Below are 22119 nucleotides of genomic sequence, written 5' to 3'. Positions count from 1 at the left end.
CTTCGACGTGGCGACATGGATTCCTCACATTCGTTGCATCGCAAAAATGGGTGGCTCCTCAACCCAGCATGCGTTCGAAGGACACAAAAGACAAATTGCGTGCGCGAAGACCTCACCAGAACCACGAGGTCATTCGAACGCCGACTCGGGAACTGTCGCGCTGCGCTCGATCGGCCACGCGACACGCGGGTCGCGACTGACCGGGACACAGGCACCGACGTGGGGCCGTGGGGATGCCGTCTCTTCGTCACGGTGTCCCTTGGGCGTGGAGGCCAGCCAGTGACACCGTGACTAGAGGTCGTTCCCCGCGTACGAGAGGTTGAAGCTCTTGTTGATGACGGGGAAGTCCGCGACGATCATGCCGCGCAGCGCGACCGGCAACGCCGGCCACGTGAGGAATGACGGGTCCACCACTGCGAGCCGCGTCAGACACCCGTCAGGGCCAATTTCTATGCGGTGCGCGATGGTTCCTCGCCACCCCTCGACCAGCCCCGACCCGGCCGCTCCGGCGGCTCCCGCAGGGTGGGCAGGCACCTCCGCCACCCACCGCCCGGAACGCAGTTCCGGGAGCAGGACCCTCAGCAAGTCGACACTCGCCCGCACCTCGTCGGCCCGCACGGAGAAACGTGCCAACACATCCCCTTCGGTCCGCAGTGCCGGCGGCACGCTCACGGTCGCCGGGTGTGAAGGGTGGTCGCGCCGCGCGTCGACGTCGAGACCGCTGGCCCGGCCGACGTACCCGAGGACGCCGATTTCGCGGGCGTTCGCGGCGGTGAGCAACCCGGTCCCGGTGAAGCGATCCACCACGACCGACTGGCGCAGGGCATGGTCGACGATCTCCGTGACATCGTCGGCGATTCGCGTGAGTTGTGCGGCGGTCGGCACCGCAGCCAGCGCCGCGCCACCCAGTACGACGCCGCCGCGCATCAGCCGGTGGCCGGTCACCTCGGCGCCAAGCCGCAACACGTCCTCACGCACCCGCTGCGCGTGCACGTTGAGGATTCCGTAGCCAACGTCCATGCAGAGCGCGCCGAGGTCCGCCACGTGGTTATATAGCCGTTCGAGCTCGAGCAGGGCCGCGCGCGCGGCGCGGGCGGGCTCGGGTACGTCAACACCCAGAGCATCCTCAACGGCGCTACAGAACGCCGTGGTGTGGCCCACCGTGGTGTCCCCGCTGATGCGTTCGGCTAGCGGAAGCGCCTCTGCCGGAGTGCGCCCCTCGGCGAGCTTGGTCAGTCCCTTGTGGGTAAACCAGAGCCGAGCCTTGAGCTTGAGGATGGACTCGCCGACAACGGAAAACCGGAAGTGGCCGGGACCGATCATGCCCGCGTGGACGGGACCGACGGGAATCTCGTACACCCCGGGCCCCTCGACCCTCAGGAAGGGGTAGGCGCCCTCCGTCGGCCCGAAAGGCGGGGGAGAGCCCGCGTCGGAGCGCATGGGGTACCAGCCTGTCGGCCAGTGCTTGTGCCGCACCATCCGGCGTGGCAACGGATGGTCGATCGGCACGATGCCGTACAGGTCGCGCATCACGCGCTCGAAACGCCCCGCGGGGAACGATAGGCGTGCGAGGCTCGGCACGGTTGGCGCGTCGAGGCTCGTGCGGAGGGCAAGCTCGACACGCCGGTTGCCCGAGCCGGTAAGGAGGTAGACCACTCGGAACGCGTCGGAATCCTCGTGCGCAGCAACCAGGGCCAGGCGCAGGCCGTCGTCGAGCAACCCCTGCACCTGTCCGCCCAGTTCGGTTGCGGTGACGTCCCGCCGATCGACGGCGCTCATCGGGTCCCCACGATCGCAGCGGCCGACTGGAGCAATCCGTCCAGCGGTGCCGCCACGCCGAGGGCGACGAGCGCCACCAGACCCAGCGCTAACGGCACGATCGACGGCCATCGGCGGGCGGTAGCGGCGCCGACGGATGCGGGATGTTCGTGAGTGTCACCGTGGTCAGCGTGACCGCGATCAGTGGCGTCGTACGGCCCGAACAGCATCCCCGCCACCGGCCTTGCGATAGCCACGAAAACTACGAGCAGCAGCACGAGCGCGACTCCGACGACCCAGGAAAGCCCGGCGCCTGCGGTCGCCCGTGCCAAGGCGAGCTCGCTGGCGAACAGGGAGAAGGGAGGCAGCCCCAGGAGTGCCGCGATGCCGAGAGCGAACACCCCCGCGAGCGCGGGCCGGCGCACGAGCAGCCCCCGGACGCCATCCATGCGCGTGGTACCCGTCAGCTCCAACACCTGGCCCGATGCGCAGAACAGCACGGCCTTTGCGAGTCCGTGGCCGAGCACGTGCAGCAGCAGGGCGGCGATTGCAAGTGGCGTGCCGACCGCCATGCCGATTGTCACCAGCCCCATATGCTCCATGCTCGAGTAGGCCAACAGGCGCTTGTAGTCGCGCTGCGCGATCATCATCGATGCGGCGAACACGACCGACCCGATCCCCACCACCAGCAGGAGGGCCCGGACGAATGCTGGGTCGAGGGCCGCGACGGCGATCACCCGGTAACGCAGCAGCGCGTACCCGGCGACGGAAAGCAGCACGCCGGACATGAGGGCGGAGACGGGTGCGGGCGCCTCGCTGTGCGCGTCGGGCAGCCAACTGTGTAGCGGCACCAGGCCTACCTTGGTGCCAAAACCAAGTACCAGCAGCACGACGGCGATGCGCATCACCCCTGGATCCAGCCGGTCCGCATGCGCGACGAGCGTGGTCCAGTCGAGCGTCCCCTTGAGCCCGTCCGCGCCGCCCGAGTGCTGGGAGGCGTAGTAGACGAGCACCGTACCGAGGTACGCGAGGGCAATTCCCACCGAACAGATGATGACGTACTTCCACGTTGCCTCGACGGCGCGACGCCCGCCGTGGTGACCTACCAGGAACGCGGTGACGATCGTGGTGGCCTCGATTCCGGCCCACATCACCCCGAGGTTGGCGGCGAGAACGGTGCCGGCCATGGTGGAGATAAAGAGCGCCACAAGGATCGCGTATCGGCGCGCACCCCTGGCGGTCGTCTTCTGGGCCCCAAGTTCTCCACCGATGTACTCGACGCTGGCCCAGGTGGCGATCACCGAGACGCCTCCGATGACCAGCAGCATCGCGGACGTGAGCGCGTCCGCCCGGAGCACGCCACCCACGGCAAGCACGGATCCGTCGACGGTGGCGACTGCCGCCGCGATGCCCGCGACAAGGACTGCCGCGGAAGCCGCGACCGCTACCCAAGCAACCCAGCGGCGCCAACCGAGCACCGCTGCGAGCCCCGCCGCGAGTGCGGGCACGACGACGGGCACCAGCAGCACCACCGCAGCCGTCACGCCCCGATCGGGTAGTGGTCCTTGGGGCAGAAGCCCGTTCGCCATCAACATCGCCATCGCTGTTCCCGTCGCCATCAGTCGCGCAACTCGCTCAGGCCGTCAAGGTCGGTGCTGCCGAACGCCATCCGCATGCGGGCGGCGACAATCTGCAGCACGATCACCACGAGGAGGACGTCGAGCGAGACCCCAAGCTCGACCACGAGCGGCACGCCCGAGGTGGCGAGGAAGGCCGTCGTCGTGATGCCGTTGTCAAGGAGCAGGAAGCCGATCACCTGGGAGAGAGCGCGTCGGCGGGTCACGAGCATGAAGAAGCCCAGCAGCACGACGGCGATGCCGACTGGGAGTGCTCGGGTCGCCGCCGACGGCGCGAGGGCGACGAGGGGTCCGCTCAGCACGTAGGCCAACAAGGTGAGCACCGCGGCGGCAAGGAGGGACGCCGTCACGTTGACGAGCGGCGCGGTCTCGCGCACCTCGCCGCTGTCGGCGAGCACTCGACGCAGGATGGCGGGGAGCACGCCCGCCTTGAGGACCGCTACCGCGAGGGCCGCGAGGCACAGCTCGCCGCTACGTTCAGTGACACCAAGGAGCAGCGCCAGGCCCGCGATAAACACTCCTTGAATCGCGAGAAGCCGGATGATCGCCGCGAGGTCGCGGCGCCAGAGCGTCAGGACGGCGGTGAGCAGGATGGCGCCGCTGATGACGTCGAGTAGTTGGGTGGACACGGCGGCGCTCATGCGAGGAAGTACGAGGCGGCGACGGCGAGCAGGGCGAAAAGCAGCGATCCGGCGAGAAGTTCGGGCACGCGGAATAGGCGGAGCTTGGCCATAAACACCTCGATGACGGCGAGTGCCACCCCGACCAGGGCGACCTTGACGATGAGCATGACGATGCCGAGCAGGAGCGCGAGAGGAGCGAGGCTCGTCGCGACACCCCACGGAGCAAACAGGTTGACGCCGAGTCCCAGCAGCAGCGCGAGGCGCATCGATGCGGCCAGTTCGACCATCGCGAGGTCCCTGCCGGAGTACTCGAGCACCATTGCCTCATGGATCATGGTGAGCTCGAGGTGTGTCGACGGGTTGTCGACGGGCAGGCGACCCGCCTCGGCGACGATCACCACGGCGAACGCGACCGCAGCGAGAAGGCTGGCAGGGGAGAGCACCTGCGAGGGTGACGCGAGGGTGCCCGCGACGATATCGGTGAGGTTGGACGAGCCCACCCGCACGGAGAGGGCGAAGATGGCGAGCAGGATCGTCGGCTCGACGAGCGCGACGATGGTGACCTCGCGGCTGGCGCCGATGCCACCGAACGCCGTGCCCGTGTCTAGGCCGGCGAGTGCGAGCGAAACCGTCCCGAGCAGGAGGATCGCGACCACCGCAAACAGGTCACTGACGCCGCCCACCGCGGCGATCGTTGACACGAACGGGATGACGGCGGCGAGGAAGACGGCCGAGGCGAGCATGATCAGGGGCGCAGCGGCGAACACCACGCTCGTACCCTCGGGCCTGGTTGCCTCCTTACGGAACAACTTGCGCAGGTCTCGCATGGGTTGGCCGACGCCGGCCCCCGCACGGCCCTCCATGCGAGCCCGCACCTGACGCATTAGGCCGGCGAGGTAGGGCGCACCGACCACGATGAGGGCCACCTGAATGCCCGCGGCGGCGACGGCGACGGCGGTCTCCGACGCGGTCATGTGGTCACCGCGACGACGACGAGTGCACCAAGCAGCCCAAGAAAACCGTACGCGAGGTAGCGGTGCACCCGCCCATTGGCCATGCGTCGGGACCATTCACCCCACGATGAGAGGGTCGCCAAGAGCGGGGGATAGATGGCCGCCTCCAGGCGGTCGGGAACCCGCTGGCGGAAGGTCACAGACTCGATGAGATAAGAGGACTCCGCGTAGGGCGTGATGTCGATGTCGTGCTCAGGCCGCAACACGTCGTCGAATACGCGGGTGAGAGGCTCGGCGAAGGATGTCGCGGTGAGCTCCTGGCGGGAGTCGCGCTCCGTACGGCCGTTGGCCCAGACACCCACTACGCGGCGCGGCGCACCGCCCGTCAGACGACGCACGACGCCGAACACCACGAGCGCGGAGAGCGCCAGTCCGCACGCGATTAGCAGCGGCGACATCGAACCGGCGATGCCGGCCAGGCGCAGGGTCACGGCGCTGTCGGCGAGCGGGGCCGTATTGCGTACGGCCGGGAGTACGTTCAATACCCGATCGAGCGCGCCGCCCGCAACTGCGGGCGCGACGCCGAGCACGACGCACGTCGCCCCGGCGATACCCATCCCGACGCGCATCGGCATCGGACTCTCGGTCGCCGTGGCCGCAGCGGTCGACCGCGGCTGGGCGAGGAAGCCGACGCCGAAGGCCTTGACGAAGGTCGCGACCCCAAGCCCGGCCGTGAGGGCAACGACGCCGACGGCGACTGGAATACTCACCGCGACCACTGGCGCTGCGGAAATGCCCTCGTGTATCGAGTGGATGAGGCCTTGCAGGAGCACCCATTCGGACACGAACCCGTTCCCAGGCGGCAGTGCGGCTGCGCCAAGCGCGCCGATCCCAAAGAGGGCAGTCGTGAGCGGCATGCGGCGCACGAGGCCCCCGAGCGCGTCGAGGTCCCGCAGCCCGGTGGCCCGCAGCACGGACCCTGCACCGAGGAAGAGGACGGTCTTGAAGGCGGCGTGGTTGAGGGCGTGCAGCACTGCGGCGGCCATCAGCACGCCGGCCAGGGCGCGATTGCCGTCCGCGGCAAATACTCCGGATGCGCCGATGCCGATTGCCATCAGGCCGACGTTTTCGGTCGTCGAGTAGGCGAGGAGTCGCTTGAGGTCCGTCGCGACGCTGGCCTGCAGCACACCGAACAGCGCGGAAACGGCTCCGATCGCGAGCACCAGCAACCCCCACCATCGGGGACCGCCGCCGAGGAGGTCGAAGCCCACCCGGATCAGGCCATAGATGCCCAGCGACACCATTGCGGCCGACATCAGCGCCGACACGTGGCTGGGAGCCTCGGGGTGGGCCCGCGGCAGCCAGACATGCAGGGGTACAAGTCCCGCCTTGGCACCGAAACCGATGAATACCAGGACGAACACCGTGGAGCGCGCAGCGGGCGACAGGTGGGCCGCCCCGGCGCGCAGCGCGTCGAACGATTCTCCGCCGGCACCGGACGCGAAGACGACCAAGCCGGTCATGATGGCCACCAGCCCGGCGTGGGTCATTCCCGCGTACCAGAGGCCGGCGTCGCGGACCGATGGGCGGAGGCGGTGCTCCGTGAGCACGAGGACGAGCGATGTCAGGGCCATCAGCTCCCACACCACGAGGAGCGTCGTGACGCTGGCGGACGCGGGAACGAAGATCATCGAGGCGACGAACAGCGGGACGGTCGCTTGCGTCGTGCGGGAGCCTGCCGGGTTCGCGTGGCCCGCGCCGTCGGCGGTGTAACCAATGCCATAGACCCCGGCGGCGATCGCGACGGCGCCGACAAGGAGCAGAAACACACCGGAGAGAGCGTCGACACTGAGGCGAGCCTCACCGAGGGGCAGGAGCCCCGGCGCGATGCGTGTCCACGCTGCTCCACCATGTGCGCCAGCGCCGGTGAGGCCGCCGATGCCGGCAAGCACGCCACCCACTCCGACGCCGGCCGTCACCAGGCCGCCGACCAGGGGCCGCACGCGCCGGGGGACGAGGGCGATGGCGAGGGCGCCGAGCAGCGCTCCTCCTGCGGCCAGGAACAGGCCCATCTCGATCAGGTTCATCGGCCGGTCAGTCCTCGCAACGCGGCGACGATGTCTTCCGGCGAGGGTGGGCAGCCACGAACCTCGACGTCGACGGGGATGATGTCCGACACCGGTCCCTCGACGCCGTAGGCGCCTGCGAATACGCCACAGTTGCGGGCGCAGTCACCCAACGCAATCACGCGCTTGGGCGCCGGTGTCGCTTCGTAGGTGATCCGCAAGGGATCGGCCATATTCCGCGTGACGGGACCGGTGACGAGCAGCACGTCCGCATGCCGAGGCGAGGGGACCAGGCGTGCGCCGTAGCGCTCGGCGTCGTAGACGGGACCGAACGCTGCGGCGATCTCGACCTCGCACCCGTTGCATGACCCGGCGTCCACGTGCCGGATCTGGATGGAGCCGGACCACGGCAGCGGTTCGGCCGTCGGGGCTTCAGGCGACGGCGGTGCCACTGGCGCCGGCAAAGCGATCCGGCCGACGCGCAGCATCGTGCGCAGGAGTCTCAACATGGCGCGGTCAGCTGTTCCGTAACTCTGCGTGCAGGGCCGATGTGTCGTCGGCGGAACCAGCGGTGTCGTCCTTGGAGTCGGCATCTTCTTCCGCGCGCAGATCCGTGAGCATGTCCACCTGAAGCGAGAGAAGGTCCGCACGAAGCTGCCGTCCGACGGCGAGCAGGTCGGCGACCCGCGGTGAGGTGACGGAGTAGTACACGGCAGAGGCCTCGCGCCGAGCCAGCACCAAGCCAGTACCGCGGAGTACGCCAAGTTGTTGGGACAGCGCCGAGGCACCGACGCCAAGCTCGACGAGCATCTCGCCGACGGAGCGTTCGCGTTCACAGAGAAGCTCGAGCACCCGGATGCGCATCGGGTTCCCCATCGCCTTGAACAGGTCGGCCTTCATTTGCTGGAGGGGTGCGGTCATGCCATCCCACCCGCGCTCGGCCGCCTTGTCATGTGACAAACGGTATCACCACATCAGGACGTTGTGATTTCACGAAGTCCTAAACCCGCATTCGCGTGCGGAGGCTCTCGGCCCAAGCGGACAAAGAGATACGGTCCGGGTCCTGCCGACCTCCAGCAGGACCCGGACCGTATCTCTTGTTGTGCATCGACGCTCGATATGAGCACCGTGCGCGTTGTCAAACAACGGTATTGACGCGCGCTACTTCTTCTTGTTGTTCTGCCTCCGGTAGTAATCCCGCCAGACCAACTTGTAGACGGGGATCTTTTCCGGGATTGCTCGCAATCCGGGCAGGAACGGCAGGAAGAGGAAGCCCAGCACGATGATCACGGTCGCGCCCCAGACGAGTGCGTCGCCGTTGTCGGAGTTACCGAGCGCAGGAATCTGATACCAGAAGGTCATCATCCCCAGCCACACCTGACCCGGGAAGTTGCCAGCCTCGTTCATCATTCCCCACTGGTCGCCGCCCAGGCTACGTGCACGGGCCTGGTCCTCCATGTAGGAACCGTCCGCGAGCAGCAGCAGCTGCTTGGTACGGTCGCCGCCATAGAAGTTTGGCGAGATGAGTTGCTCCAGGCCGCCTGCGTTCGCGAGCGTCAGGAAGGACGACGCCATGACGGGCACCGGCCCGTAGTCGCCGCTCGCCACAGTGGTGGGATCGCCATCCGGCGTTGCCGCGAGGGCGTCACCGTAGGAAGTGGCCCACGCGGTCTGCTGGTCGGCGTTGGCGGCCTTCCATGTGGTCAACGCATCCGCGAGTGCGGCATCAGGTGTGCCGCTCTCGAGAGGCGTCAAAACCAGGTCCTGCGCGGAGTTCACGGGGATGCGGATGCCGCCCCACTTCTGCAGCGCGAGGGGCCCCAACTTCTGGCCTTCGCTGGCGTTGTTGTATGGCGGGCCATAGCCAGCGCTGTCAGTGGTGCCCGCGAGTTCGCCAGTGGCGGTCGCGACAACGTCGAAAGGCGCCGCCTTTGCCCAGCTCTGCAGGGTGATGGCCTTCTCGTCGAGCGAACCAAAGCCGGCCGCGAGCGCGAGGGCGACGAGTAGCAGGATGACGCCTGCGACCACCATCTCCTTGACGAGGTCGTACGGCCTCGTGGGGAAAGAGTGAGAGTCGGGTGTGTAGCGCTTGCCGCGCGTTGACGGTGTGGTCATGATGTGGGCTCCTCCGCACCGATGGGCGGGACCACGCCGTGGCGTCTCACCAGGATGACGTGCATGATAACGATGGCGCCGACCGCGAGCGGTAGCACGACGATGTGAAGAGTGAGCGCGGTCGCCGGGTTGAGCGCGTTGAACCACGCACCGAGGCCAACCGAGTTCAAGCCGTCCTTGGCTTGCGCACCGATCCACTGGGAATCGAAGTTGGTCTGGCTGAGGTAGCCGGTAAACCCGGTACCCACTGCGGCGAGCAAAGCGATCATGCCCGTCATCCAGGTCAGGGACCTACCGCCGCGCCATGCCGCCATCCAGAACTTGCCCCACAGGTGGATCGCCATCACGGCGAAGAAGATCTCAACACTCCACAGGTGCACGGAGTTGACGTAGTGGCCCACGTTGGACGTGTGCCACCACTCGGAACCGCCGAGCGCGAGCACCACTCCAGAACCGATCACAATAAAGAGGGAGACCAGCGTGGCCATGCCGAAAACGTAGATCCAGGACGCCATATACGAGGGCTGCCGGTCGGGAAGCCACTGGCCCTCTGGAACCATGTGCGTAATGCGATAGCGCACCCAAGCGCTCCAACTGGTCCTGGGGGGGGAGTCCACCTTGGCCGCCGTGTCCTCGACGGCGCTCACCGAGAGACCTCGTCGTCCGCGTCGTGATGGGGGAACGGTATGACAACCGCCAAGATGAAGATGACGATCATTGCTCCCATGATCAGCGCATTCGTGACCGAAATGTGGAAGATTCCGAAGTTGAGGTAATTACCAGCACCTTCGGCCAATATCTGTGTACCTGCCATGGAGCAAACTCCCCGTTCTAAATGTGTGACGCGGGTATGGGTCGCGTGGACAATTCTTGCCTACTCTAGTCGGCAGAAATTCCCCCACACCCTCAACTCTGCTCGAACTCTGCGGGTCCTCTGCGCAAACTCTGAGCCACCGGGACCTATGTCCCGGAAGCCGCTTCAGGGGGTTCAACCTAGACCGTAGTCGGGGTAGTGGGCGACGCTTGATCCGGGGAGGTTTCCGCGCTGCACGGCGAGCCCGGGTTTCCCATGCCGAATCCCTATCTCCACCTTGGCGCCGAGGTTTTCCGCTCCGCTTTCAAGAATCCGTGGGCATAGAGCTCCTGGCGGGCCCCCTTGGTCTGTCCCAATTTTCCACGAAGCGATGGGTGCCGTGTTTCAGATGGCGTGACTGTTCCTGGATCGAGCACCGAGGCCGCTCCCGTTTGCAATCACCACTCCAGCGTGTGACGATAGCGATATGTCGTTCGCTATCGTTAGCGACGCGCCTATAGGAGGTAGTCATGGGTAACTCATTCCGTCCCGGCGGTTCCAGCAACTCTGGTCCCGGCCAGGCGGCCGACGCCATGTGGCAGGCCATGAACCACTTGCGCACCTCCTTTGACAAGAAGGTCGGCACTCGCATGGGCCGTGGAGACGTGCGCGCGGCAATACTTACGCTCCTTGCCGAAGAGCCGAAGCATGGCTACCAACTCATTCGTGAGATCGAGGAACGCACCGGTGGCAAGTGGAAGCCAAGCGCCGGCTCGGTTTACCCCACGTTGCAGCTTCTCGCAGACGAGGGCCTCGTGACCACCGAGGTGTCCCAAGACCGGAAGGTCTACTCGTTGACCGAGGCCGGTCGCGAAGAGGCCGCGGCGGCAGCGGGATCGGCCGCGTGGGAGAACACAGCGCCGTTCGACACCAATGCGCTGGGTGCCGTGCCGAAGGCCGGCATCGAACTTGCACAGGCGGTCGCCCAGGTCGTTCGGACTGGAACGTCCGAGCAACACCACAAGGCCGCCGAGGTGCTCAACGAAACCCGACGTAAGATCTACTCGATCCTCGCGCAGGACTGACGGGTTTGCCGTCGGACCGTCGGGGTCAAGGAGATTTGATGCCCGACGCCGTATCAGGCCGCGCCCGCTACCGGCGCATCCTCCGCTTTGCCGCACGGAATCTCGCGGTGACCTGGTGGTACGAGATTCTCCTCCCCACCATTGGGCTCCGCGGCGTCGCCGAGCGCACAAGGCCCGCCCGCATGAAGCGCTTTGCGCGTCGATTCCGCGTGCTCGCGGTAGATCTCGGCGGGCTCATGATCAAGCTCGGTCAGTTCATGTCCTCGCGACTGGATGTGCTGCCACCGGAGGTCACCAAGGAACTCGAGGGCCTCCAAGACGAGGTGCCCGCAGTGCCTTTCGCCGCCATCCGCGCACTCGCCGAACAAGAGTTGGGTGTGCCGCTCGAGCAAGTCTTCGCGTCCATCGACGAGACTCCGATCGCCGCCGCCTCCCTTGGGCAGGTCTACCGTGCAAGGCTCTCGCGGCGCGATGCTTCGGACGTGGGATTCGACGGCGCGGTCGTCAAGGTGCAACGCCCAGGCATCGGCGACATTGTCGCCGTCGACTTGGCAGCCTTGCGCAAGGTCGGCGGATGGCTGAGCCGGGTGCAATTGGTATCCAAACGCGTCGACGCGCCTGCGGTCGTGGAGGAGTTCGCGCAAACATGCCTCGAGGAGATCGACTACCTCCAGGAGGGGGCGAATTCCGAGCGTTTCGCAGAGAACTTCGCCCAGAACGACCGCGTGCGGGTCCCGGCCGTCGCGTGGGAGCGCACGACGCGCCGCGTGCTGACGCTCGAAGACGTGACCGCCATCAAGATCACCGATACCGCAGCGCTACGCGCCGCAGGCATCGAACCCTCCGACGTCGCATCGGCGTTCGCGGAGGTGATGTTCGACCAATTGTTCCTTCATGGCTTCTTCCATGCGGATCCCCACCCGGGAAACCTCTTCGTCACTCCCGCCGTGCCGGAACACGAAGGCCCGCCATGGACGCTCACGTTCGTCGACTTCGGCATGATGGGCGAGGTGCCGACGAGCCTACGTGGCACCTTGCGCGGCCTTATCATTGCGGCGGCTGCGCGCGACGGCAAGGGCATGGTTAAGGCGATGCAGGAGGTGGGGGTGCTGCTGCCCTCCGCCGACACCGTGGACCTCGAGCGTGTCATGACGTCGCTGTTCGCCAGGTTTGGCGGCATGGGATTTGCCGAGTTGCGAGAACTGGACCCGCGGCAGTTCCAGGACTTCGCGGTGGAGTTCAGCGACGTGGTGCTGACGCTTCCGTTCCAGCTGCCGGAGAACTTCCTGCTGATTATCCGCGCGGTGTCTCTCACCTCGGGGGTGTCCAGTTCGCTCTACCCGGCGTACAACCTGTGGGACTCCGTCGAACCGTATGCGCAGCAATTGCTGCGAGACGAGGGCGGCAACCTGGTCGCCGACCTGGGGCGGCAGGCCCTCGACAACGCGGGGCTGCTCTGGCGGATGCCCTCGCGGCTCGACGCGGTCCTTGCCCAGATCGAAGACGGCTCGTTCCGTGTCACCGCGCCACGCTTGGAGCGCAGGATCGCCCGAATAGAACGCGCCGGGAGGCGCTTGGTGTCGACTGGACTGTTCTCCTCGCTGCTTATCGCCGGCGCCCTGGTGCGTCCCGACGACTCCGGGCTGGGCACGTGGCTCATGATCGCTTCCAGCCTGCCCCTGCTGCACGCGCTACTCGGGGGCCGACGCGGGCACTAGGGTCGATTTGACTCTCGTCGGAAGGAGACGCCCATGCCGACCATGGCGATCATCGGAGCAGGACCGGGGCTGGGTGCAGCGGTTGCGCGCAGGTTCGGACGCGAAGGCTTTTCAGTTGCTCTCATCGCTCGTGACCAGTCCAAGCTCGACTCTCTGGCGGCCGAGCTGCGCGAGTCGGGCGTGGAGGCCCGCGGTTACGCGGCGGACGTGCGAGACGCCGCGGCCCTCGAAACGGCGTTGGCGCGGGCCGCCGCCGAGCTCGGCCCCATCTTGGCGCTCCAGTACAGCCCCTTGCCTGCGCGTACCTACCTCAAACCTGTTCTGGACCTCACCCCCGAACTCGCGCTCGAGGCGTTGCGGTTCTCTGCGTTGGGACTGATCCACGCAGTGCGTGCCGTGCTACCCGCCATGCGGGAGGCCGGTGACGGCAGCATCGTCCTGATCAACGGCGGCACCTCGGTGAAGGCGCGCGCCGGATTCGCGGGAACGTCGGTCGCGTTCCCCGCGGAGAGTGCCTACGGCGAGATGCTTCACGAAGCACTCGCCGACGAGGGTATTCGCGTCGTCCAACTCGTGATCCCTGGCGCCATCCCCAAGCTTCAACTCGACAACGGCATCGATTCTGTCGCCCAACGCATCTGGGAGATCCACAGCGCCCCCGGCGAGTTCCGGACCATGCTGATTCCGCTGGAGGCCGGTCGCGAGTGAGCCTCAGGGGTCGCTGAACCCGCCCTAGAACCTGCGGCGTGACACGATGGCGCCATGCGCCGCAATGTCACAGCACACCTGACGATCGATGTGACGTCCCCGAGCGAGTTGGCGATGTCGATCGGGGCGGCGTCCCGCAGTGGAGACATCGACGAGAGGCTGGATGTGCGGCTCGATGGCGCGCCGCTTCACGCGAGAGTGATCGGTGATGCACACGGCACGCGGCTCCACGCGATAGGAGCCGACGTGGGTCTCTTGACTATCGACTACGCGGCCACCATCGAGGGCCGCGAACCGCCCGCGCCATCTGTCCCGCGAGACCTCATTCGCTACCTTCGTCCCAGCCGATATTGCGAGTCCGATGAGTTGGCGGCGACGGCCAACGCCGAGTTTGGCGGGCTGACTGGGCACTCCTTGCTCTCAGGGGTGAGCTCGTGGGTCGGCACTCGGTTGGAGTATGTGTCCGGATCGAGCCTTCCCACCGACGGCGCCGTGCGAACCCTGTTGGCGCGCAGGGGCGTATGCCGCGACTACGCACACCTCTGTGTGGCGCTCTTGAGAGCGAGCGGCGTTCCCGCCCGGCTCGTCTCCGTGTATGCGCCAGGCCTATCTCCGATGGACTTCCATGCCGTGTGCGAGGCACATGTCGAGGGGGAGTGGTGCGTCGTCGACGCCACCGCGCTGGCGCCCCGCACCTCGCTGGTGCGCATTGCGACCGGCAGGGATGCCGCGGACACGGCCTTCATGACGGTCGTTTCGGGCCACGCCGAATTGATCGAGTTGGCGGTGAGCGCGGTGGTCGACGCGTTGCCACACGACGACCTTATGGACGCCATCCACCTGGGCTGAAGAGCTTGTCGCCCAGAAGACGCGAACGGACCGAGTCATGTTTCCATCCAGGTGGCGCCAACCTTGACGCTGCGCAACCTTCTCATAGAGACGTTCCTGCCACAACGACGTCCAGGCTCGATGCGGGGCAGACTCTGCGGCGCATCACCAGGTGGGATACTGGATGCAAATTACCTTGGGAGGACCCATGAGCGGCGACTCCAGTGAGATGGCGCATCCGAAGTTTCGGATATGGCTCCGCCCCGACGGCATCGCGCAATGCGTGTGGGCTTCTGGGGTGGCGACGACGCTGGAAGACGCGATCGCGTCGACAAGTGCGTTGGTCGAACTTACTGGCGGGCGACGCGTTCCCCTGCTGGTGGAGCCGGGCGAGGCAGCAACACAGGATCGGGCCGCGCGACTTGAGTTTGCGCGCCAGGCCGAAAATGTGTCGGCCCTCGCCCTGATCGTCCATAGCCCACTCAGCCGAATCATGGGAAATTTGTTCGCCAACGTGCACCAAGCGGTGGCACCTACACAACTATTCGATGATGAGGACTCCGCCGTCGCCTGGCTCAAACAGTTCACCGCATGACCGCGATGCTGGAGCGAGGGGTGATGAAGATCACCTCCACGGGGTCTCGTAAGGTGCAACACTGGAAGTAAACCACCCTGGGAGGACCGATGAGCGGCGACCGCAGCGAAGTGGTGACCCCGAGGTTTCGGATGTGGCTCCGCCCCGACGGAATCGTCCACCTCGTCTGGAATCAGGGAGTCTCGATCGTGCTGGAAGACGCGGTCGCGTCGCACAGTGCGATGATGGCACTCACCGGTGGGGTACGGGCACCACTACTCGTGGACGCGCACGATTCCCGCCCCCAGGATCGGGCCACGCGCCTCCATTTTGTGGAACGGAGCGACCTCGTGTCGGCCGTCGCCCTCATCGTCAACACCCCCCTCGGCCGAACGATGGGAAAGTTGTTCCTCAACGTGAGCGAGCCAGTGGCCCCCACACGACTATTCGGGGATGACGCCTCCGCGATCACCTGGCTTCAAGAGTTCGTCCGGCGAGCCCCTGATGGCGACCCCTGAGTCCGGAGTGAGACCGGCCACCCCGCGCGGAGCGCCGACGGGTGCGAGACTGGGCACAACCCACCTTGGGAGGACCGATGAACGGCGGGTCCAATAAAGTGGTGCACCCGAGGTTTCGGATATGGCTTCGTCCGGACGGCATCTTGCAACAAGTGTGGGCTCCAGGGATTTCAATGGTGCTCGAGGACGTGATCGCGTCGGGCATAGCGACGGAGGAGATCACTGGCGGGCGAAAGTTTCCCCTGCTGGTGGACGTGCATGATGCCCGCTCACAGGATCGGGCCGCGCGCCTCGAGTTGGCGCAGCGGGGCAACAAGGTGTCGGCCGTTGCCGTGATTGTAGGCACCCCACTCAGCCGGATGGTGGGGAACTTCTTCGTCAACGTGAGCCAACCGGTCACACCCACGCGGTTGTTCGACGATGAAGCCTCCGCGGTCGCTTGGCTCCAAGGGTTCATCCGGTAATCGGCTGAACCCGTGACAGCGGCGCCTGAGTCCGGAGTGATACCGGTCGCCCCGCGCGGAGTCCCCACAGGTGCGAGACTGGAGACGACCCACCTTGGGAGGACCGATGAGCGGCGACTCTACTGAGACTGCGCACCCGAAGTTCCGGATATCGCTCCGCCCTGACGGCATCGTGTACCTGACCTGGGCGCCGGGGGTTGCGATCGGGGTCGAGGACGCGGTCGCGGCGACCGAAGCGATAGCGGGGCTCGGCGGCGGACAACGGGTTCTCGCCCTGATATGTCTGGGAGAGGGCTCCACACAGGATCGCCCGGCGCGCCTCGAGTTTTCGCGGCGGGACGACCTCGTGACGGCCGCCGCACTAGTTGTTCGTACCCCGGCACTCCGGGTCATGGGCAACCTCTTTGTCAACGTGAACCGACCGAAAACGCCCATACGCGTGTTCGACGATGAAGCCTCCGCTATCGCCTGGCTCCAGGAGTTCACCCCGTGACCTCCATGCCCGAGCAGAGGTGACAAAAATCACCCCCGCGGAGTCTCGTTAGATGCGAGAATGGAGGCAACCCACCTTGGGAGGACCCATGAGCGGCGAGTCCACTGAGATCGTGCACGCGAAGTTCCGGATGTGGCTCCGCCCTGACGGCATCGTGTACCTCGTCTGGGGTTCGGGTGTTGCGATCGGGCTTGAAGACGCGGTCGCGGCGACAAGTGCGATGGCGGAACTCACCGGCGGGAAGAGGGCTCCGCTGTTGGTGGACGCACACGATATCCTCACCCAAGATCGGTCGGCGCGCCTCGAGTTTGTGCGCAGGCACGACCTCGTGGCGGCCGTAGCGCTGATCGTCGGCACCCCCGTCAGCCGACTGATGGGGAACTTTTACCTCAGCGTGAGCAAACCAGCGGCCTCCACACGACTATTCGATGATGACGCCTCCGCTATCGCCTGGCTCCAAGGGTTCGCGGGATGAGCGGGCAAGGGGACGAGAAGTCCTCGCAAGTCTCCGGTGAGCAAGATCCGGTTTCCCCGGTATCGCCCATCGGCAGGGACGACGGCGGGGTTCGGGAGATCGAGCGGCGGCTTGGTGACATCGTGGGCACCATCCAGGAGTACGCCTCGCTTCGGTTCGACGCCCGCACGCCGATCGGCCCCGACGGCGACATCGTGGATGCCGTCGCGGCTGGGGTGAACTTTCTTGGTGAGGAGCTTGAGGCGTCATTCAACGAGATCGAGAATCGGGTCGCTGTGCGAACCGGAGAACTCGCGATGGCCACGGAGGAGCTCAGTCACAGAGCGCTCCATGACCAACTGACCGGCCTCGCGAACCGCACCCTGCTCTGGGACCGTGTTACCCACCGCTTGGGCTCGGCGGACAGGCGCACTGTCGGCTTCGCGGTCCTATTTCTCGATCTCGACAAGTTCAAGGCGGTCAACGACATTTGGGGCCATGCCGCTGGCGACAAGTTGCTGGTGGAGGTCGCGGGCCGTATTAGCGCCGAGGTGCGGGTGGGCGACACCGCCGCCCGGATGGGTGGGGACGAGTTTGTCGTCCTCCTCGATGAAGTCGTCTCCGCGGAAGAGGCGATGGCCACCGCGTGCCGGCTCTGCATGGTTCTCCGAGCGCCATACGAGATCGGGTCTCATCAAGAGACGGTGATGGCCAGCATGGGCGTCGCCTTCGGCCCGGCGAGATTCGAGACTGCCGACGCTGTCATCGCGGCCGCCGATGCCGCGATGTACGACGCAAAACGACGCGGCCCGGGACAATGCGTGGAATACGACGAGGATGTCCACGGCCAATTCGGGCCCCCCGTCTCAGGGGTGGGAGAGGTCGTCGCCCCAGCCAGAGAACGGACCTAAGCCATGTCGCAAGTGCCAAAGCCGTTCGAGGCCCACGAGTCTGGCGGCTACTTGCACGGGACCAAGGCCAATCTGGCCGTCGGCGATCTCTTGGCCCCCGGACACTCTTCGAACTTCGAAGAGGGACGTGTCGCGAAACACATCTACCTCACCAAGACGCTCGATGCTGCCACCTGGGGAGCCGAACTCGCACTCGGCGAGGGGAGGGGAGGGGAGGGGCAGAATCTACCTGGTAGAACCTACGGGCGCGCTCCAGGACGACCCGAATCTGACAGACAAGAAGTTCCCGGGCAATGCGACCAAGTCCTACCGCACCAAAGAGCCCGTGCGCGTTGTCGGGGAACTCGACGACTGGGTGGGGCGCACTCCTGAGCAGGTGCAGGGGATGAGGGACGGACTCGAACAGCTCAGGCTCCGGGGCGAGTCAGTAATCTACGACTGAGTGCTTCTGGCTCACAGGCCCGTGTTGTTATGTGGCACTGTCCCGTTCCGCCGAAGCGGCGGCCGGGTCCACTGTGTCGACTAATCACACGAAGGCGTCCGCTGGTGATGTCCGAGTGTGTGAACTACGTCTTGGTGCGCGTCGGTCGAAGGCGCCTTCGGTGCGGACGGGGGAGCGGTAGGCGGGCCTGCGTCCGGGCCAACTGCGCGCCGCGATATCGGCTACCCCCGTCCGCGTCATCGAGCCAAGCGAAGTTCCCATCACGAGTGAAGCGGTCATCATGACCGTGCGCCTCGTGGTTGCTCCTTGGATTGCAGCGCTGGAATGGCACCCGGCTTCAGGACAAGACAACGAGTTACGACCCAAGCCGCGCAGGTGTCAAGACCGGTGAACCCGATGACTCACCGAAATTGGTCACCATCTCGGCCGAGACGGGTCAGCGCGTGTCGCTACCGCCCTTCAGCACTGCGGCGCGCCCGGCCTCGAGCCGCGCTACTGGAATACGGAACGGCGAGCACGAGACGTAGTTCAGGCCCACCTCGTGGAAGAAGTGGATCGACTCGGGATCGCCCCCGTGTTCGCCGCAGACACCCAGCTTGATGTCCGGGCGGGTAGAGCGGCCCTCCTCGATGGCGATCTTGATGAGGCGGCCCACCCCCAGTCGGTCCACACTCTCGAAGGGCGACACGCTGAACACGCCCTTCTCCGTGTAGGGGTTGAAGAACGCGCCCTCGACGTCGTCCCTCGAGAAGCCCCACGTGGTCTGGGTCAGATCGTTGGTGCCAAAGGAGAAGAACTCGGCCACATCTGCCATCCGGTCAGCAGTCAAGGCGGCACGTGGAAGTTCGATCATGGCGCCCACGGGGATGTCCAGTTCCACGCCCTGCTCGGCCGCGACGGTCGCCAGGATCGCGTCGGCCTCGTCCTTCACGAGGTGTAGCTCCATCACCGACGCCGCGAGCGGGACCATGATCTCCGCATGCGGCTTACCGCCTGCCTTGATCCGCGCGGCCTGAGCCTCGGCGATCGCCCGCATCTGCAACGTGAACAGGCCGGGGATCACAATCCCGAGGCGCACCCCGCGCAAGCCCAGCATTGGGTTCGCCTCGTGCATGCGCACCACCGCAGGGAGCAAGAGTGCGTCGCGGTCTACCTCCGGGCCGGTCTCCCCGCGCTCCTTGGCCAGGGCCACCTTGACGGAGAGCTCGGTGAGGTCCGGCAGGAACTCGTGAAGCGGCGGATCGATGAGCCTGATGGTGACCGGCAGGCCGTCCATTTGCTCAAGGATCCCAATGAAGTCCTCCCTTTGCAGGGGGAGGAGCGCGTCGAACGCCGCTTGCCGCTCGTCGTCAGTGGTAGCCAAAATCACGTGCTCGATCAGCTCGCGCCGCTCGCCCAGGAACATGTGTTCCGTGCGGCACAGGCCGATGCCCTCGCCGCCCCACGTGCGTGCCCGCTTCGCATCGTCGGGAGTGTCCGCGTTCGCGTACACCCCCAATCGCCTCGCCGCGTCGGCGTGGCTCAGGATTTCGTGGACTGCAACCACCAGGTCGCGAGTGTTTTCGTCGTCCTCCGCGAGCTCCGACAGCGCAACGTCGAGACCCTCCTCGAGGTAGCGCACCACGGGGGAGGGTGTCACCGGCACGCTACCGAGGAACACCTCGCCGGTGGAGCCGTCAATCGCGATGATGTCGCCCTCTTTGACCACTCGGTCGCCCACGGTGACGGTCCTGGCCTCCGCATCGACGAGGAGTGCCTCGGCGCCGACCACGCAGGTGGTGCCCATGCCGCGCGCCACCACGGCCGCGTGGGACGTCTTGCCACCCCTACAGGTGAGAACGCCGACGGAGGCGATCATGCCGCCCAGGTCGTCGGGGTTGGTCTCACGACGGACGAGGATCACGTCCTTGCCCTGCTCGGCCCACTCTTGAGCGGTGGACGAGGCGAACACGGCCGCACCCACGGCGGCGCCGGGGGAGGCCGCCATGCCCGTAGCCAACAACTTGCGCTTGGCCTTGGGGTCAAACTGCGGGAACATCAACTTGTTGAGTTGTTCGCCGGTCACCCGCTCGAGCGCCTCGTCCAAGGTGATGATGTGCTCATCTACCAGCTGATTCGCAATCCGGAACGCGGCGGCTGCGGTGCGCTTGCCCACCCGGGTTTGCAGCATCCACAGCTTGCCCCGCTCCACGGTGAACTCGATGTCGCATAGGTCTCGGTAGTGGCTCTCGAGCCTGCGCATGGCTTGACGCAACTCGTCGAAGGCTTTCTTGTCGAGCTGCTCGAAGTCGGCCAGGGACAGGGTGTTCCTGATGCCGGCGACGACATCCTCGCCCTGGGCATTCGGTAGGTAGTCGCCGTAGTCGCCGACCATGCCGGTCGCAGGGTCGCGGGTGAAGCACACCCCGGTTCCCGAGTCCTCGCCGAGGTTGCCGAAGACCATTGCCACGACGTTGACGGCGGTACCGAGATCGTCGGAGATGCGCTCGCGTCGGCGGTAGAGGCGCGCACGATCGGTGTTCCAGGAATTGAACACCGCTTCGATCGCGAGGTCGAGCTGCTCACGCGGTTGTTGGGGGAAGTCTCTGCCGGACTCGGCCTTCACGATGGCCTTGAACTCGTCCACGAGGGCGCGCAGGTCCTCGGCGGGAAGTTCCGTATCGGCCATGACCCCGCTAGCCTTCTTCTTCGCATCGAGCGCGTTGCTAAACAGGTCGCCGTCGATGCCGAGTACCGTCTTGGCGAACATCTGGATCAAGCGGCGGTAGGAGTCCCAGGCGAAGCGTGCGTCTCCGGCGAAGGTCGCGAGGCCTTCGACCGAGGCGTCGTTGAGTCCCACGTTGAGGACGGTCTCCATCATTCCTGGCATCGAGAACTTGGCGCCCGAGCGTACCGACACGAGTAACGGATCGTTGGTGTCACCCAACAGCCGTCCGAGCGAGTCTTCGAGACGCCGTAGCGCCATCGTGACCTGCACACGCAGTTCAGGCGGGAGCTTGGTGGTTTGCATGTACGTACGACACGCGTCGGTCGTGATGGTGAAGCCCGGGGGCACAGGTAGCCCCAGGTTCGTCATCTCCGCAAGGTTCGCGCCCTTGCCCCCGAGGAGATCCTTGAGATCCCGGTTTCCCTCGCTGAAGTCATAGACGTACTTCTCCACGATGCACCTCCGCGCGCAAGTCCCGGCGCCATTGCCGGGACGCATTCAGTCTCTCCACGCGCGGCGCGCTCGAGGGGGGTCTTAGGGCCCGGATAGACAATTCTCAACGGCGGAGCCCGGCCCCCACTGCGCGCCCTCCGCCTTCGTCGCCAGTAGTGTGCTTGCAGGAAACCTGCGCGTACGCGAAGGACGAAAGGGCACACATGGCGAAGCTGTACTTCCGGTACGGGGCGATGAACTCGTCCAAGTCCGCCCTGCTGCTCACCGCCGCGTACAACTACGAAGAACGCGATCAGCACCCCGTGCTCGTCAAGCCGGGCATCGACACCAAGGCCGGCCAGTTTGTCTCATCGCGCATCGGGGTCGAAAGGCGTGTCGACATCCTGTTGGGCCCCGACGATTCGTTCCTCGACGCGCTGGAGTTGCATCGGCCCCTCGACCAGATCGACGCCGTGTTTGTCGACGAGGCGCAGTTCCTCACGCCTTCACAGGTGGACGAGGCGTTCATGGTCGCCGTCACGCGTGGAGTACCCGTGCTTTGCTACGGGCTACGGGGCGACTTCATGACGCGATCCTTCCCCGGTTCGCTGCGACTCATGGAGATCGCGCACTCGATCGAGGAGCTCAAGACCATTTGCCGATGCGGATCCAAAGCGATCTTCAACGCCCGCATCGTGGGCGGCGCCTTTGTCAGCCATGGCGCACAGGTCGCGATCGACGGCCAGCAGGCGACGTACGAGTCCCTGTGCGGTCGGTGCTATCTGGAAAAGGTCGGGCCGCTCACCGCAGTCAACAACTGAGCCCGCCCCACGGCTCGCT

22 protein-coding genes and 1 pseudogene are annotated in these 22119 nt (G+C 66.0%); 12 read left to right on the top strand and 11 right to left on the bottom strand.

Features of this window, described 5'->3' with window-relative positions; genetic code table 11:
* Nucleotides 1-291 precede the first annotated feature (291 nt).
* The 10 genes from BKA03_RS07925 to BKA03_RS07880 all read right to left on the bottom strand — a co-directional run bounded on the left by BKA03_RS07925 (nucleotide 292) and on the right by BKA03_RS07880 (nucleotide 9966).
* Nucleotides 292-1779 carry a hydrogenase large subunit gene (locus BKA03_RS07925; protein ID WP_179397869.1) on the bottom strand — a complete coding sequence of 496 codons (1488 nt, stop codon included), beginning with the start codon at nucleotides 1777-1779 and terminating at the stop codon, nucleotides 292-294.
* Nucleotides 1776-3377 carry a proton-conducting transporter transmembrane domain-containing protein gene (locus BKA03_RS07920; RefSeq protein WP_257020118.1) on the bottom strand — a complete coding sequence of 534 codons (1602 nt, stop codon included), beginning with the start codon at nucleotides 3375-3377 and terminating at the stop codon, nucleotides 1776-1778. The genes BKA03_RS07925 and BKA03_RS07920 overlap by 4 nt, the downstream gene beginning before the upstream one ends.
* On the bottom strand, nucleotides 3377-4036 hold the full coding sequence (locus tag BKA03_RS07915; protein WP_179397868.1) for a hypothetical protein: 660 nt from the start codon (nucleotides 4034-4036) through the stop codon (nucleotides 3377-3379). Before BKA03_RS07915 ends, BKA03_RS07920 begins: the two co-directional genes overlap by 1 nt.
* Nucleotides 4033-4992, bottom strand: coding sequence for a respiratory chain complex I subunit 1 family protein (locus BKA03_RS07910; RefSeq protein WP_179397867.1), 960 nt, complete (start codon nucleotides 4990-4992; stop codon nucleotides 4033-4035). Before BKA03_RS07910 ends, BKA03_RS07915 begins: the two co-directional genes overlap by 4 nt.
* On the bottom strand, nucleotides 4989-7058 hold the full coding sequence (locus tag BKA03_RS07905) for a proton-conducting transporter transmembrane domain-containing protein (protein WP_179397866.1): 2070 nt from the start codon (nucleotides 7056-7058) through the stop codon (nucleotides 4989-4991). Before BKA03_RS07905 ends, BKA03_RS07910 begins: the two co-directional genes overlap by 4 nt.
* Nucleotides 7055-7546 (bottom strand): NADH-quinone oxidoreductase subunit B family protein, encoded by a 492-nt coding sequence (locus BKA03_RS07900; RefSeq protein ID WP_179397865.1) that lies wholly within the window; start codon nucleotides 7544-7546, stop codon nucleotides 7055-7057. The genes BKA03_RS07905 and BKA03_RS07900 overlap by 4 nt, the downstream gene beginning before the upstream one ends.
* A 7-nt stretch (nucleotides 7547-7553) precedes the next feature.
* Nucleotides 7554-7958, bottom strand: a complete 405-nt coding sequence (locus BKA03_RS07895) for an ArsR/SmtB family transcription factor (protein WP_179397864.1) — start codon at nucleotides 7956-7958, stop codon at nucleotides 7554-7556.
* 240 nt (nucleotides 7959-8198) lie between these two features.
* Nucleotides 8199-9152: a hypothetical protein gene (locus BKA03_RS07890; RefSeq protein WP_179397863.1), complete on the bottom strand. Its 954-nt coding sequence runs from the start codon at nucleotides 9150-9152 to the stop codon at nucleotides 8199-8201.
* Entirely contained in the window at nucleotides 9149-9799 is a 651-nt protein-coding gene (locus tag BKA03_RS07885; protein WP_308477960.1) for a cytochrome b N-terminal domain-containing protein, read from the bottom strand. Before BKA03_RS07885 ends, BKA03_RS07890 begins: the two co-directional genes overlap by 4 nt.
* Complete coding sequence (locus BKA03_RS07880; RefSeq protein ID WP_179397862.1) at nucleotides 9796-9966, bottom strand: hypothetical protein; 171 nt, start codon at nucleotides 9964-9966, stop codon at nucleotides 9796-9798. Before BKA03_RS07880 ends, BKA03_RS07885 begins: the two co-directional genes overlap by 4 nt.
* A 509-nt stretch (nucleotides 9967-10475) precedes the next feature.
* Between BKA03_RS07880 and BKA03_RS07875 the strand changes: the two genes are divergently transcribed.
* From BKA03_RS07875 to arr, 11 genes and pseudogenes are all read left to right on the top strand, one after another.
* Nucleotides 10476-11030, top strand: a complete 555-nt coding sequence (locus BKA03_RS07875) for a PadR family transcriptional regulator (RefSeq protein ID WP_179397861.1) — start codon at nucleotides 10476-10478, stop codon at nucleotides 11028-11030.
* 38 nt (nucleotides 11031-11068) lie between these two features.
* Entirely contained in the window at nucleotides 11069-12748 is a 1680-nt protein-coding gene (locus BKA03_RS07870; RefSeq protein WP_179397860.1) for an ABC1 kinase family protein, read from the top strand.
* A 33-nt stretch (nucleotides 12749-12781) separates the two neighbouring features.
* Complete coding sequence (locus tag BKA03_RS07865) at nucleotides 12782-13456, top strand: SDR family NAD(P)-dependent oxidoreductase (protein WP_179397859.1); 675 nt, start codon at nucleotides 12782-12784, stop codon at nucleotides 13454-13456.
* A 54-nt stretch (nucleotides 13457-13510) separates the two neighbouring features.
* Nucleotides 13511-14305, top strand: coding sequence for a transglutaminase-like domain-containing protein (locus BKA03_RS07860; protein WP_179397858.1), 795 nt, complete (start codon nucleotides 13511-13513; stop codon nucleotides 14303-14305).
* 187 nt (nucleotides 14306-14492) lie between these two features.
* On the top strand, nucleotides 14493-14879 hold the full coding sequence (locus BKA03_RS07855; protein ID WP_179397857.1) for a DUF7793 family protein: 387 nt from the start codon (nucleotides 14493-14495) through the stop codon (nucleotides 14877-14879).
* Between the two features lie 89 nt (nucleotides 14880-14968).
* Entirely contained in the window at nucleotides 14969-15376 is a 408-nt protein-coding gene (locus BKA03_RS07850; protein WP_179397856.1) for a DUF7793 family protein, read from the top strand.
* 77 nt (nucleotides 15377-15453) lie between these two features.
* Nucleotides 15454-15840 carry a DUF7793 family protein gene (locus BKA03_RS07845; RefSeq protein ID WP_444546585.1) on the top strand — a complete coding sequence of 129 codons (387 nt, stop codon included), beginning with the start codon at nucleotides 15454-15456 and terminating at the stop codon, nucleotides 15838-15840.
* A 106-nt stretch (nucleotides 15841-15946) separates the two neighbouring features.
* On the top strand, nucleotides 15947-16333 hold the full coding sequence (locus BKA03_RS07840) for a DUF7793 family protein (RefSeq protein WP_179397854.1): 387 nt from the start codon (nucleotides 15947-15949) through the stop codon (nucleotides 16331-16333).
* Nucleotides 16334-16421: 88 nt separating this feature from the next.
* Nucleotides 16422-16808, top strand: a complete 387-nt coding sequence (locus BKA03_RS07835; RefSeq protein WP_179397853.1) for a DUF7793 family protein — start codon at nucleotides 16422-16424, stop codon at nucleotides 16806-16808.
* Nucleotides 16805-17698 (top strand): GGDEF domain-containing protein, encoded by an 894-nt coding sequence (locus tag BKA03_RS07830; protein WP_179397852.1) that lies wholly within the window; start codon nucleotides 16805-16807, stop codon nucleotides 17696-17698. The genes BKA03_RS07835 and BKA03_RS07830 overlap by 4 nt, the downstream gene beginning before the upstream one ends.
* A 3-nt stretch (nucleotides 17699-17701) precedes the next feature.
* Nucleotides 17702-18140 (top strand): annotated as a pseudogene (gene arr / locus BKA03_RS07825) (NAD(+)--rifampin ADP-ribosyltransferase).
* A gap of 436 nt (nucleotides 18141-18576) precedes the next feature.
* On the opposite strand, the gene ppdK reads toward arr, so the two are convergent.
* Nucleotides 18577-21300: a pyruvate, phosphate dikinase gene (ppdK, locus tag BKA03_RS07820; protein WP_308477959.1), complete on the bottom strand. Its 2724-nt coding sequence runs from the start codon at nucleotides 21298-21300 to the stop codon at nucleotides 18577-18579.
* A gap of 203 nt (nucleotides 21301-21503) precedes the next feature.
* Here ppdK and BKA03_RS07815 point away from each other — a divergent pair, with 203 nt between their 5' ends.
* The gene (locus BKA03_RS07815; RefSeq protein WP_179397850.1) at nucleotides 21504-22100 is read left to right on the top strand and encodes a thymidine kinase; all 597 of its coding nucleotides are present in this window, start codon (nucleotides 21504-21506) and stop codon (nucleotides 22098-22100) included.
* Nucleotides 22101-22119 lie beyond the last annotated feature (19 nt).

It is taken from the genome of Demequina lutea (genome assembly GCF_013409005.1).
Taxonomy (GTDB): domain Bacteria; phylum Actinomycetota; class Actinomycetes; order Actinomycetales; family Demequinaceae; genus Demequina; species Demequina lutea.
This window is presented reverse-complemented; position numbering and strand designations above follow the sequence as displayed.